The organism is Hoylesella enoeca JCM 12259 (genome assembly GCF_000613405.1).
GTDB classification, from domain to species: domain Bacteria; phylum Bacteroidota; class Bacteroidia; order Bacteroidales; family Bacteroidaceae; genus Prevotella; species Prevotella enoeca.
In genome coordinates, this window is sequence record NZ_BAIX01000011.1 from 18,314 (window position 1) to 30,833 (window position 12,520).

14 protein-coding genes and 2 pseudogenes are annotated in these 12,520 nt (G+C 45.8%); all 16 read left to right on the forward strand.

The window, feature by feature from the left end; all coding sequences use genetic code 11:
* The first annotated feature begins 3 nt into the window (after positions 1-3).
* Entirely contained in the window at positions 4-2,637 is a 2,634-nt protein-coding gene (locus tag JCM12259_RS05215; RefSeq protein ID WP_025065670.1) for a coiled-coil domain-containing protein, read from the forward strand.
* A 36-nt stretch (positions 2,638-2,673) separates the two neighbouring features.
* The gene (locus JCM12259_RS05220; protein ID WP_025065671.1) at positions 2,674-3,486 is read left to right on the forward strand and encodes a hypothetical protein; all 813 of its coding nucleotides are present in this window, start codon (positions 2,674-2,676) and stop codon (positions 3,484-3,486) included.
* Complete coding sequence (locus JCM12259_RS05225; RefSeq protein WP_036888580.1) at positions 3,479-4,258, forward strand: DUF5045 domain-containing protein; 780 nt, start codon at positions 3,479-3,481, stop codon at positions 4,256-4,258. Before JCM12259_RS05220 ends, JCM12259_RS05225 begins: the two co-directional genes overlap by 8 nt.
* A 52-nt stretch (positions 4,259-4,310) precedes the next feature.
* Positions 4,311-5,491, forward strand: a pseudogene (locus tag JCM12259_RS13940) (hypothetical protein).
* Positions 5,492-5,503: 12 nt separating this feature from the next.
* Complete coding sequence (gene traK, locus JCM12259_RS05235) at positions 5,504-6,121, forward strand: conjugative transposon protein TraK (protein WP_021590309.1); 618 nt, start codon at positions 5,504-5,506, stop codon at positions 6,119-6,121.
* A 20-nt stretch (positions 6,122-6,141) separates the two neighbouring features.
* The gene (locus JCM12259_RS05240; RefSeq protein ID WP_004345368.1) at positions 6,142-6,465 is read left to right on the forward strand and encodes a hypothetical protein; all 324 of its coding nucleotides are present in this window, start codon (positions 6,142-6,144) and stop codon (positions 6,463-6,465) included.
* A gap of 154 nt (positions 6,466-6,619) precedes the next feature.
* Positions 6,620-7,444 carry a conjugative transposon protein TraM gene (gene traM, locus JCM12259_RS17845; protein ID WP_441294694.1) on the forward strand — a complete coding sequence of 275 codons (825 nt, stop codon included), beginning with the start codon at positions 6,620-6,622 and terminating at the stop codon, positions 7,442-7,444.
* Positions 7,417-7,689, forward strand: a pseudogene (gene traM, locus JCM12259_RS17850) (conjugative transposon protein TraM); the annotation flags it as partial. The gene traM (JCM12259_RS17845) and the pseudogene traM (JCM12259_RS17850), both read left to right, overlap by 28 nt.
* Before the next feature lie 123 nt (positions 7,690-7,812).
* Positions 7,813-8,661, forward strand: a complete 849-nt coding sequence (gene traN / locus JCM12259_RS05250) for a conjugative transposon protein TraN (protein ID WP_004345365.1) — start codon at positions 7,813-7,815, stop codon at positions 8,659-8,661.
* A gap of 13 nt (positions 8,662-8,674) precedes the next feature.
* Complete coding sequence (locus tag JCM12259_RS05255; RefSeq protein ID WP_025065673.1) at positions 8,675-9,208, forward strand: hypothetical protein; 534 nt, start codon at positions 8,675-8,677, stop codon at positions 9,206-9,208.
* Positions 9,209-9,220: 12 nt separating this feature from the next.
* Positions 9,221-9,994, forward strand: a complete 774-nt coding sequence (locus JCM12259_RS05260; RefSeq protein ID WP_025065674.1) for a hypothetical protein — start codon at positions 9,221-9,223, stop codon at positions 9,992-9,994.
* Between the two features lie 14 nt (positions 9,995-10,008).
* Positions 10,009-10,611 (forward strand): hypothetical protein, encoded by a 603-nt coding sequence (locus JCM12259_RS17180; protein WP_234396552.1) that lies wholly within the window; start codon positions 10,009-10,011, stop codon positions 10,609-10,611.
* A complete protein-coding gene (locus JCM12259_RS17185; protein ID WP_234396553.1) occupies positions 10,608-11,345 on the forward strand; it encodes a hypothetical protein in 738 nt (245 codons plus the stop codon). The genes JCM12259_RS17180 and JCM12259_RS17185 overlap by 4 nt, the downstream gene beginning before the upstream one ends.
* A 33-nt stretch (positions 11,346-11,378) precedes the next feature.
* The gene (locus JCM12259_RS17190) at positions 11,379-11,918 is read left to right on the forward strand and encodes a M23 family metallopeptidase (RefSeq protein WP_234396554.1); all 540 of its coding nucleotides are present in this window, start codon (positions 11,379-11,381) and stop codon (positions 11,916-11,918) included.
* Complete coding sequence (locus tag JCM12259_RS17195) at positions 11,909-12,229, forward strand: hypothetical protein (protein ID WP_234396555.1); 321 nt, start codon at positions 11,909-11,911, stop codon at positions 12,227-12,229. Before JCM12259_RS17190 ends, JCM12259_RS17195 begins: the two co-directional genes overlap by 10 nt.
* Entirely contained in the window at positions 12,229-12,513 is a 285-nt protein-coding gene (locus JCM12259_RS05275) for a hypothetical protein (protein WP_004345359.1), read from the forward strand. The genes JCM12259_RS17195 and JCM12259_RS05275 overlap by 1 nt, the downstream gene beginning before the upstream one ends.
* Positions 12,514-12,520 lie beyond the last annotated feature (7 nt).

Genomic DNA, 12,520 nt, shown 5'->3' on the forward strand with positions numbered 1-12,520 from the left:
CATATGCGTCGTTTCATCGCTATCATCCTTTTGATCCTCTCGGTGACATCCATGTCAGCGCAGTCGTATCATGCCATCAACATTGATGCGAAGACCGTGGCAGCCATGACCGCCGCATATGCGATAGAGGAAGAGACAGAACGGAAGACAGCCTCTGATGTAGACTCCATCTTAGGACACTACACCAAGGCCAGTCTTTCCACAGCCGGCATCTACCTGTCAAAGTTGAAAGACAGGAACGCCATGCGTGAAGTCGGAGTTTTCGGCAGCGATGAGAACTACTATTACCAACGCATTCTCTATTTGGTGAAGGACGGCATCATGCCCAAGCTCATTGTCGTTGCAGCCAAGATGGTCAAACAGCCCGACAATGCCCTCTATTGGGGGCCATACTTGTTCAAGACCACCAAGAATGTCGAGCAGCTCTGCAAGCAGTTTGAACTTGTCGTTACCAATGGAAAATTGTCGTTCAAGGATGTAACTTTCTTGGTTGTCAACGAGAAGCTGCAAAAAGTCTTCGACTTGGCCCAGCTTGGCAATGTCAACTGGAAAGAACTCTTGGAGAAAGTCGGAGATTTCAACATCAAAGCAGCCAAGGAGGATATCAAGAACGACATCGGCAAACTCGGAGGTGTACTTGCGACCGCAGGAAAAGGTGCTGTGGACAGCAATATGAGGGACTTCTCCGCCATTGGCAGGATCTTCAAATCCAAGCCAAGTGAGATTTACCAGTTATATCAGACTTTTCGGAGCAAATATGAAAGCATCCGCAATGCCGGAAATGTCAAGGCCATTTTGATGAGTGTCATCGGTTCGAATAGTGCAGATGCCGTTTCACGTCTGTTCCAAGTAGACAATTACAGCATCACGGGTTATGTGAGCAACTATATCAAGGAGTTGCAAGGCCAGCACTACAAGCAACGCTGGTATATCTATTCAGAGGATAAAGGTCAGAAAGTGGTTGCTACCTACCATCCCTCCCATCCTTCGAATACGAACAACAGCGATCATTGGGACAACTGGCTCTTTAAGGAGAATTATATGAGGACCGGTACGCCAGACTATCCCACGCTCACCACTTCTGAATACAATCAGTTGAAGGCTGCTGCAGAAAGTGCCACTGGCTGGAGTCCTACACGAAAAGGTGAATATGAAAGGAACAATCCCGGCCATACAATAACCCTAAAATACGAAACAGCCTCCTACACTTATTCATATGATAAAAAGGGAGGTACTTTCAGCCATTCAAGACATTGGCGAGGCAAACACTGGACAGTGTATATGACGGTGACAGACTCATGGAACATCAAGCACGAGGTGCATGAAGAGATTTTCGATTCCGAGTCTATGGACGAAGAAACATTCAGAAAGCGTATGGAGAGCCAACTCAAATACTACAACAGCTTGGAGAGCGACAAAGCCGCTTCCCAACGCGTTGTGTATAAGTTAGGCTTCGATGCCAGGAAATACTACACCATAGCAGACGAGAACAAGATGAAAGGCTGCAACTCCGTAGTGTTTTTAGCCAAGTGCGACGATGGTGCAACCCTTGCAGAGGGGTCATTTAATTGGAAAGAGAATGGAAATCAGGGAAGTCACTTGGAAGACCCCAAATCGAAGAATTTCGCTTTGGACTATACACAGGTGAGCACGAATGGGGCCAACGAGCTACAGCAGAAAAAGAAAGGCTGTCAGGACGAGATTAATAGCCTTGAAAATCAGATTCGCTCCATGGACAAACAGATGAGTTCATTGGTCTTCCAGATGAACCAAGCCAAGATGGCCCACGATAACAACAAGGTTGCCGCGCTCCGTGCACAATATGACGCTATCAGCAACAACCAAGCTGCATTGAAACGTCAGCTTTCGCAGGTTCAATCCAACTTGGCGCAGATAGACAACGCCATAGCGGAATACTATAAAGATCTTAGTGAAGATAATGGCGGTCCTTACCGAATCAATTCCAATATGAGAGAGTTGGAGAGTCTGTTCCAGCTTTCCTGGCAAGATGCCGGAGAATGGGTTAACGGCGATGGCCAATACACCTTTGTCCGTCATGCCTATTGCGCACAGGTAAAGAGCCAGGTGACTTATACGGCAGTCTTGAAGCTCCAATCGAAGCCCAAGCATTTCCTTGGCATCCGCATCCACCGTGCCATATTGAGTGTCGATTACAAGCTCTCTGCCGCCTATTCAGCAGAGAATGTCATAGAGACGATGAATCTTGATATGAGCCTGTCCGAAAAAGAGCGTGCCGCGAAAGTCAACGAGCGTCAGAAACAGTTGATGGAAGACATGCCGGACTGTTCCATCACGGTGAGATACAACTATGCCAAGAATATGCCTAATGAGGAAGGTTCAGATGCCATCCATCTGCTTTGGGCAAGCGACCGGTTAGATGTGGCAAGGGATGTGGAATATCAGCTTAGCGTCATCTATTCCCAGTTAGTTCTTTTGGAAAAGGTCATGAATGACCGCCAGACTATCAAAGATTTCCTGACTAACCAACTGTTGAATCCCATTACGAGAAAGTCCCGTGGCACTATTGCCGAATACGCCTTAGGGCGATGGACGGACGCAAGTGACAAAGCCAAGAAAGTTTCTTCAAGCCCCACTTCTCAAAAAGCAAAGCCATAGGCAGCAATTAAGACATTAACATAGATAACAGCAGACATGAACAAATGGATATACATATCGTTGATGAGTTTATGCCTTCTTTTCATTCCAAAAGAAACCAAGGCAATAGACTTACCTACTGACCCTGCCTCTTTGGAAGCCATGATCAGTAATCACAAGACGGTTAAGGCCATGTTGGAGTTACGTGCTCTCGCAGAGGAAGGTGTGCGTGCCTATCATAAGAAGAGTATGAAGACAATGGAAGACTATACTTCGGTTAACAAGAAGTTGGACAGATACAGGAAGTGTTTCGACATCATCGACCTCATTCTGAACGGTACTGCAACAGGCTTCCACGCTTACAACAGCTTTGGCAACTGCAAAAGAAACCTTTCCGCCTATTATAAGCTTTTGGACACCTATAAAAAGGAAATTCTCCTGCATGGAGCCGTTTGGTCAAGTGACACCATCATCCTTAATGCCAGCCAACGAGCTGTCGAAGGAGTCTTTAAGGGTGTTTCAGAGCTAAGGAAGTCTTATTTGGAGTTGTCAGAACTCGTGTCAGGTGTAAGAAACTGTACTACGTCTGATTTGATGATTATTCTTAATGACATCAATGATTCTATTGATAAAATAGAAAGTAGCATCAGGCATTCCTACATGGAATTGTGGGCATATATGACCGTGAGGATGGGATTTTGGAAGAAAGAGTTCTTCATGGCAAGGACTGTCAAGGAAATTGCCACTGATGCTTTGGGACGATGGCTTGGCAACTCCGTCCAGGCATTTCAATGTTTGGAGCAACACAGGTCATTCCAGCACGCCCCATTGGGTGGTGGCGGTATCATAGGAGGAAGACACTATGACTAAATTCAAAAGAATACATATCCTGCTTAGGAACAGGATTACGCTCTTGATAGGACTGCAGGCAACAGTTCTTCCGGCTTTCAGCCAAGGTTATGTGCAAGTCACGAAAAACCATGAGGAGTACATCATGCAGCAGTTCACCACAATGGAAACCGGTGCAGGGGCTTTGACCCCACGCTACTATTACAACGCATTCCACAAGAAATATCAAAGGACAGCCAATGCAGAGAATAAGCAGATTTTCCGTCTTCACATGAAAGCCCGTGTGGCAGACGAAAAGGTCTATTCCGACAGCATCAAAGCCTTGACCTCCCGTCGTGCCAAGGTGGAAGCACAGAATATCGTTGACCGCAGCCCCATGACCGATATGGCATGGACGGTCGAGAAAGGCAAGATAGAGGGCAAGTTGGACATCTTTCAGAAGAACATCAATAAAATCATGCCCTACGGTGGAACGGCAGAAGACTATCGCCAATGGAAGAACATCTATAACTGCCTTCAAACCGCCATCAAGATTACCCGTGAGTCCTATCAGGACTTAGGACGCAGGAAAAAGGAGTACATGGCCATCTATAGGGATGTTGTCAGGCGCAATTACCAACTAACTCGTCAGTTGCTCGCTTGGAACAGCGTAAAATCCGCAAAGGAGATGCAGAAGAACAGCAAGTCGCCCCAGCGACTTTCATCCATCAACACGGTAGCTTTCGATGCCCTGAACCGTTGGAAAGTGGCGATGGCCGTAGATGGTTTTTCCAGCAAGAACTACAAAAAGTAGAAGATAATAAAGTATAAAACAAAATATAAGCTAACAAGTAAGAAAATCAATTATGGCATTCAGTTCCTTATTATTACAAGCACAGCCATCAGGTTCGCTTCAAGGATTGTCGAATACGATTTCCGACTTATCCCAGACTATTGGAGTTGATCTGTTTGAGGAAGACATCGACAACGTTGTCTTTCAGACCAATGAGTTTTTATGTAATCCAGATTTTATCGGGACACAAGGTCCGTTCTGGTGGATACTTCAAATGAGTATGGCATTAGGAGCCTTGTTCTCTATTATCGTAGGAGCCAGCATGGCTTACAAAATGATGGTTAAGGGTGAAGCCGTCGATGTATTCAAGATACTCAAAGTAATGGGTATTGCGCTCATCATGATTTTTTGGTATCCCCCCAGCATGACCGGTATGGGCAGTGGCAATGGCAGCATCTTGGATGCCTTAGCCTATATACCCAACTGTATAGGAAGCTACACCCACGACCTCTATGAGGCAGAAGCCGTGCAGGTCAGTGAAAAATACAACGAATTGATGCCATTGCTGCAGAAACGCGATACGATGTATCAAAAAGCGGCAGAAGTAGAAGCAGCATCAGAAGGATTGCAAAATGATGCAAGTATTGATGCTTTAACAAAATATACCTCTGGTAGCGATGCCGTTGAAGGTATCAAGCTGCTGCAAGGGCCAAAAAGTCATCAGTCTTTGCCGGTCTCATCATTGGCTTTGATAAGATAGTAATGTTTCTTGCGCTGGTACTGTACCGGGTCGGCTGGTGGGCCACCATATTCTGTCAGCAGATACTGTTGGGCATGCTGACCATCTTCGGCCCTATCCAATGGGCGTTTTCCGTCCTTCCAAAATGGGAGGGAGCATGGGCCAAATGGCTCATCCGTTACCTGACAGTCCATTTCTATGGAGCCATGCTCTATTTCGTAGGTTTCTATGTGCTGCTGCTGTTTGACATTGTTATCAGTGTTCAGGTAGAAAATCTTACCGCTATTACATCATCTACTGGTACAATTAACGGCTATATACAAAATGCCTTCCTGACTTGTGGCTATCTCCTTGCAGCTTCCGTGGTTGCTTTGAGATGCCTGAACTTGGTTCCAGACCTTGCCGCATGGATGATCCCTGAAGGCGACACCGCCTTCTCTACCCGCAACTTTGGTGAAGGAGTGGCATCCTCCGTCAAGTCAAGTGCCATGTCCGTTATGCCCCGAATACATTAAAATAACAATGCTATGGCTGTATTAAAGAAATTAGAAAACAAGATAAAGTTGGTGCTGATTATTACCAGCCTGTTTTTGACAGGTTGTGTCGTTATCAGCCTTGGGAGTCTTTTTGTTGCCAGAGGCATGGTCGCTGATGCCCATAAGAAGATTTATGTCCTTGATGGCACTGTACCTATTCTCGTCAAACAGACTACGATGGACGAGACTTTTGAAGTGGAAGCAAAAAGCCATGTGGAAATGTTCCATAATCTCTTCTTTACATTGGCTCCCGATGACAAGTATATTGATTATACCATCAAGAAAGCCATGTACCTTATAGACGAGTCCGGTCTTGCGCAGTACAACGCCTTGAAGGAAAAAGGCTTTTATAACAATATCATCGGAACGAGTACGATATGCAGCATTTTCTGTGATTCCATCAAGTTAGACAAACAGAAGATGACCTTTACCTACTATGGCCGCCAACGCATTGAGCGTCGTACAAGTATCTTGATGCGTCAGCTCATTACCGCCGGAAGCCTAAGGAGGGTTCCGCGCACTGAGAACAATCCTCACGGTTTTATCATCTTTGGCTGGAGGACGCTTGTCAATAAGGATCTCTCCGAGAATCAGAAAACCAATTTCTAACATTAAAGTATTGAACATTTATGGGACTGAAGAAAATCATTATGGGCGAACCTATGCCAGACAAGAACGACCCGAAATATAAGGAGCGTTACGAAAGAGAAGTGGAAGCCGGTAAACAGTTTGCAGACAAGAGCGGTTTGAGTTGGCTGGCCATGAAGATACAGACGTTGGCCAACCGCCATCGTGTAGGTTTCCTCGTTACCGTATTCGGTATTGTGATAGGTTGTTTTGCCATTAATATCTTCAATATGGTACGTAGCTACAACGCTTCTAAGACTCACCGATCTACTGCCGTAGAGCAGGTAGATTCCGCATTACATCAAAGACGTATCATAAATAGATAGTAAAATGGATGTAAAGAAAATTAATTTCAAAGACCGAAAATATGTCTTTCCCGCAATTCTATACCCGTTGATTTTGTTTGTGGGATATTTCATTATTGATACTGTAAATACTGATGTATCCGATAATGACCCTCGTTTGAAAACAACGGATTATTTGAATTCCGACCTTCCCGCAGCCAATACAGACAGTGTATTGGGTGGCAAGTTGGACAATGCCGAGCGTGAGTATGGACAAATCAATGACCTTTCGGGTGTTGAGAATATTGAAAACGATAGGGATTCTATCAATAAAAAAGAGGATTACAACTCGCAATACAGTGCCCGGGAAGCGGAAATGGTTCAACGGCAGCAGGAACGGCAACGTGCGCAGCAGGAAGAACAGCGTAGGATACGAGAGATGCAAGATCGTGTCCGTCGAGGTAATGCCCACTCTCGCAGTTCTTCGTCAACCGATAATTTTGTCGCTCCTGTCAACGACTCCGAGATTGCACGTCTTGACCGTAGGAGAAGACAGCGTGAAATGGAGAATATGAATGACGATCTTAATGGCGTCGCTTTCGGTTCCCCTTCACGTCGTGGCAGATATGGCAATGAAGACAGTTATGGGGGTGATGGGGAATATGGTCTGCCCGTAGCCGGTTCGCAGAACGGTGCTAACAACCTATCTTATGGAAATAACGGCTCTTTGGCTTCTTCCAGAACGGACGATAATGTTCGTGGGGCAGGAGAACAGCCGGAGGGAGTACCTGAAAAGGTAGTCAAGAAAAGAAAGATTTCTTCTGACTATTTCAATACCATTTCCTCTTCTTCCACAGAAGAGTCCAAGCTCATTAAAGCCATCATCGACGAGGATGTGAAAGCACAGGAGGGCAGCCGTGTGCGCCTTCGCTTGTTGGATGATGTGGAAATTGGCGATATGACCGTCAAGAAAGGGACTTATCTCTATGCCAGATGTCAGGTTTCGGGCATCAGCGAGTGAAAGGAACCGTGCAAAGCATTTTCAGCAAAGAAGAGATTATCCGCGTCAGCCTTTCCATCTATGACACGGACGGTCAGGAAGGGCTTTATGTTCCATTGTCCTCCTTTAAAGAGACCGGCAAGGAAATTCTTGGTTCAGCTACGCAGGGCGGAACGAACATCGTAGACAACACCACCTCTTCAACAGGTGTCAAGGGTTGGGCCAGCCAAGCTGTACAGAATGCCTCGCAGCAGGTGATGAATGCCGTAGGCAAAGTCATTCGCAGGAACAGGGTGAAGCTGAAGTATGGCACGCTCGTTTATCTGATAGACGGAAGCAGCAAGAGAAGAGACAAAGAAAGTAAAACGCTAACAAGAAAAATAAAAGACATGAAAATTTTTAAGAAGAAAATCATTGCAGTCTTGGTAATGTGTACCTCTGTTCTAAGTGCACATGCACAAAAGACTTATTCTGACATGGAAGTGTTGACGGTAAACGAAAAAGTTTCTACCATTGTCACGGCTTCCGAACCAATACGGCTGGTCGATATATCTACCGATTCTGTGATAGGTGATAAGCCTTTGGATAATGTGATACGTATAAAGCCCGTGTCTGGCAATCATGAAGATGGTGATGTATTGGGTATTGTTACAATTATCACCGAGCGTTACAGGGTTCAATATGCGCTCATCTATACACACCGTCTTGAAGAAGCCGTTTCAGATAAAGAAGTGGAGCTTGTGGAACGCAATGCTTTTCATAATCCTGAAATAAGTATGTCTACTATCGACATGGCTTCTTATTGCATGAAAGTCTGGAACACTCCGGCCAAATACCGAAGTACATTCACCAAAAAGGATAAGATGATTATGCGTTTAAATAATATCTATGTTGTCGGCGAGTACTTCTTCATTGATTTCTCCGTGGAGAACAAAACGAATCTGCCATTTGATATAGACGAATTGCGTGTAAAGCTCCAGGATAAGAAGCAGGAAAAGTCCACCAATGTACAGATTATTGAATTGAAACCTGCATTTATTCTTGACCGCTCTGTAAAGTTCAGAAAAGGTTATCGTAATGTGATCGTCCTGAAGAAGATGACATTCCCCAATGATAAGGTGCTTACATTGGAGTTGTCAGAGAAACAGATTAGCGGTCGGGCCATTTCACTGAATTTGGATTATGAGGATGTATTAAGTGCCGATTCTTTCGACACGTTACTTTTGAAAGAACAATAAGAAAGGGAGCGTTATGAAAATCCATAAAGAGTTTTTCCATTTTCTGTCTTCAAGGGCAATAGTTTTTTTTCTTTTCAGTCTGTTTGGCGTCTCTGCTATGGGGCAGGGACATGGTAACCATTTAATGGTTGGCATAGGGGCATCCTACCCGAAAGGATTTGAAGCTACACTGGCATATGAGCATGAAATGAACTATCACAACGCAATGGAGTATTTTGCGAACTACTACATTCAGTATGAGACTGACCCTGAAGCAGGTTATGTCACCAAGAAATCTTTTTGGCACAATTACAATATTTGGAATGTCGGTTTTGCCTATAAGCCCTGCGTGACACGTGGCCGTAACCATCATGGCAACATCAGAATCGGTGTGAGTGGCGGCAGTGACTTGCACAAGTTTGTCGGTGTTGGGTCTCTTGGCTACGAACATACCTTCAATCTCTATAATGGCTGGAGTGTTTTCTTTCAGGTAAAGGAAGATGTAACGATGCGAGGCAAGGATTTATTCCGTACCGGTGGAGCCGTCGGCGTTAAGATTCCATTATAAACAAAGATAGATATGAACATATACAAAATGCTTATGGCGATTATGCGTGTGATAAGACTTTCTCGCAGGATCATGCGTGTCTCTTATAGAGTACGCCACCAGTCTTCACATAAGAGATTTCGCCACAAAAACAGAGCAGTATGGGGACTTGCCGTATTGGTTGTTCTCATGGCTTTTAGTTCATGTGACGATTATCAGCCTGCCGACAATGCAATCCATGTAGGATATATCTTGTGTGAGAACCATAGTTGTATGGATCCGGAGACCTACTTTTCTCAAACTACCCATAAGGCCGTGGGGGTTGTTTTTGCAGAACAGACGGAAGACCATCCGCTCATGGCAGTCATGTTGAAAGAGCTTAATGAAGTCTTCTGTGATTCTGTTGGCCTTTCCAACGGAACGAGCGGCAGCCTTACCGCTTTTGACGGCTCTGCCAATACACGAGCCATGCAGAAGAGTTATAATGCCGGGACAAAGAAAGGCAGCCCGCTGGCCATGAAGCTCTTTACTTTCCATGCTGGTGGTCAGAGTGACTTCTTACCCAGCGTTGCGGAACAGCGTCTACTGAATGTCTCTGCCAGAAGCATCAATCCCGTCATAGAAAGATTAGGTGGTACGCCGATAGCTTTAGATGGAGACTGTTGGTATTGGACTTCCACTGAAGTAAGCGAAAATAGCGGTTTACAAGCATGGCTTTGCTCCTCTGCCAACGGTGGTATCATAGAGACCCCGAAGACGGAAAGCCATAAGGCACGTGCGATCGTTCAAATAAAATATTCTAACTAAAAATACAGAAGATTATGGGCTGGATGAAAGAACTTGGTAAAGCAGCCGCCAAAGTTGCAGAAAAGCCGCTTGCCAAGGTAGGAGTTAAGTTTGCAGAGAAATCAGCGGAAAGTGCCGAAAAATCTGTCGGTAGGGCTTTGGCCAATGCAGCTATGAAGGAAGGGCGTTATGCCAGCAAGGCCAACTATACCAAGTGGATAGAGTCCATGGGAGGCAAGGCGACCAAGGTGGAGTCAGGTTTTAAGAGTTGGGAAAAAAGCCTGCCCCAATTCAAGACCGGTTTCAAGTCTGCCGAGCATATCGGATCTAAAACCGCTCAAAAGACAGAACGAATCATGGTCGATGGCACCAAGGCAACCGGACAGGGTGTTGTCCATTCTACAAAAGCAGCTGAAAAGGTTGCTGAAGAGACAGCGAAAAAAGCAGCCCTTATCAATAAGGAGACACTTAAGAATGCGGCAAAGGTTGGTTGGCGCGAAGGTGGAAAGGTAATCAATAAGACAGCCGGATGGGCAGGTCAATATGCAAAATATTCGGCAAACCACCCTGTGGCAAGCCTTATTCTTTCTTCCGTTGCCTACCGCCAGCTGACAGGCGCACCCTGCTACCGGACATGATGAAGTCCTTAGGCGGTGAGGATGCTGCCAAAAAAGGTCTTGTCGGTGTTCTTGGAGAAACGACATTGGGCAAGAAAGTGGACGGTCAAGGAAACGAGGTCGGCATGGTCGCAAATCTGACGGATGTCCTTTTCGGTGATGGCACTTATGGGAAGGTCAGTTCCGGGGTAGGTTCCGTTGCAGGTGAAGCTGCCGGGGTATATCAAGGCGTTAAAGGCGGCGTTTCCTCTGTCTTGGGTGAAGGGGCTCATCTCTACGAGACAGGTAAAGAGCAGATTGGTCAGTATTTTTCGGGTAATGGTATGGTATCGAACGGCAACGGAGGTTACTATGATCCCACGACTCCCCAATATCCGTCAACATCCCAAATAATGGGCTTGGGAATGACACAAGGTGTTCCACAACAAGGAGGACTTACAGGTACGATGGTGAACGGTGTACATTCCATTGCCAATGAACTTACGGGAGGCAATGTCTCAAAGATGAATTTAGCATCCCTGGCACTTTCATCTTACATGATGTTCGGGCCTTTTGGTTGGCTTGGCAAGATGGCCAGTCTGATGTTGGGCGGTATGACCATGCGCAACATCAACCATCGACAATCGGAGAGCCAGCCTATGCAGCAGATGCAACGTTATGCTGCCGCACCAGCTGTATCAGCAGGACAGTCTGTATCACAGGTAGATTTCCCAGTATCGGAAGAACCGGTGGTGCGACGCTCCCGTGGAATATGAAGTTAAAAATTAACAAGCTAACAAGTATAATATATGAACGCAACAGATTATAAGGACATGCTCATGGAGTCCGCAAGCGGCTTCATGATGCCTTTTGCTTTAGACGAAAAAGAAGAGCTGAATGTCATCCTCCCTTTCGGTGAACAGACCCATCCCAAGACAGGAGAGAAGTTTCAGCACCAAGGTGTTGATTATGCCGTCAAGGACAAACCCTTGTATGCCATCGCAAGCGGCATGGTCATTGGTGCCGGGCATGATGCGGTTCATGAGAACTATATCATCACCAGATACGGTAAATACGAGGTTACCTATGGGCACATTTCCGAGGCCTACACTCCCTATGGTACGAATGTAAAGGCCGGGCAAGAGATTGCCCATGCCGGTGAGTTCCTGCACATGGGAGTCCGATTTAACGGCAAAGAGCTTGACCCTGACAATTTTATTGCCATGATTTGGGCAAACATACAGCAGTTGGCCGCCATGGGTATTACCCATCAGCTACAGCCGAAGTCCTGGGGAACAAGAAGATTGTCACCAAGTATGACGATTGTCAGGATGAGATCATGGCATTGATGCTCCGTTGGCTGCCCACTTACATGAACGAACTTCGTACAAAGGCCTATACGCCTCCTAAAAAGATGGAAGCATCGCTGAAGAATATCCTCTCGAAAGCTGCCGACAAGAACTACTTTTACGAGACGATTCCCGACTTGGGCAATCCTTTAGGATTATCCGGGCGTAGTGCCCCTTTGGTAGAGAAGATTCAGGAAATCCTGATAGAGGACTTTCTTGGATTCTTGGCCGTCCGTCAAGGTATCTATCCCCAGTCGTGGGACGAGTCTCAAAAAAAAAACTTTCTGAAGAAGCTGCCGCCAACGGATTGATGGAGGATCCTTTGCAAAATCTTGAAATAGACATTCATAGTTACGACATCAGCCGTGAGGCATCCATCTACTTCGACACGACGGGGACTCGCTGTTGGACGAAGGCATGGTTCAATGGCAGGGAGAAAGGAGAGAAATCAATAGAGATCACTCGCCAGCTGGCAGTAAAGTTCATCAATGACGAAATCTTGTTGGATGATTGGCTCGCACGTTTCTATCCCAAACAGATGAACGTCTGCCACAAGGCTATCGAGCAGGCACGCAAACAGTTATTAGGTATATAAAAACCAT

Bases quoted from the DNA above. Each gene is read 5' to 3' on its own strand.
- JCM12259_RS17180 (WP_234396552.1), top strand. From the start codon at position 10,009: ATGGGCTGGATGAAAGAACTTGGTAAAGCAGCCGCCAAAGTTGCAGAA.
- JCM12259_RS05275 (WP_004345359.1), top strand. From the start codon at position 12,229: ATGGAGGATCCTTTGCAAAATCTTGAAATAGACATTCATAGTTACGAC.
- JCM12259_RS05240 (WP_004345368.1), top strand. From the start codon at position 6,142: ATGGGACTGAAGAAAATCATTATGGGCGAACCTATGCCAGACAAGAAC.
- traK (WP_021590309.1), top strand. From the start codon at position 5,504: ATGGCTGTATTAAAGAAATTAGAAAACAAGATAAAGTTGGTGCTGATT.
- JCM12259_RS17190 (WP_234396554.1), top strand. From the start codon at position 11,379: ATGAACGCAACAGATTATAAGGACATGCTCATGGAGTCCGCAAGCGGC.
- JCM12259_RS05225 (WP_036888580.1), top strand. From the start codon at position 3,479: ATGACTAAATTCAAAAGAATACATATCCTGCTTAGGAACAGGATTACG.
- JCM12259_RS05255 (WP_025065673.1), top strand. From the start codon at position 8,675: ATGAAAATCCATAAAGAGTTTTTCCATTTTCTGTCTTCAAGGGCAATA.
- traN (WP_004345365.1), top strand. From the start codon at position 7,813: ATGAAAATTTTTAAGAAGAAAATCATTGCAGTCTTGGTAATGTGTACC.
- JCM12259_RS17185 (WP_234396553.1), top strand. From the start codon at position 10,608: ATGATGAAGTCCTTAGGCGGTGAGGATGCTGCCAAAAAAGGTCTTGTC.
- JCM12259_RS05220 (WP_025065671.1), top strand. From the start codon at position 2,674: ATGAACAAATGGATATACATATCGTTGATGAGTTTATGCCTTCTTTTC.
- JCM12259_RS05260 (WP_025065674.1), top strand. From the start codon at position 9,221: ATGAACATATACAAAATGCTTATGGCGATTATGCGTGTGATAAGACTT.
- JCM12259_RS17195 (WP_234396555.1), top strand. From the start codon at position 11,909: ATGGCATTGATGCTCCGTTGGCTGCCCACTTACATGAACGAACTTCGT.
- JCM12259_RS05215 (WP_025065670.1), top strand. From the start codon at position 4: ATGCGTCGTTTCATCGCTATCATCCTTTTGATCCTCTCGGTGACATCC.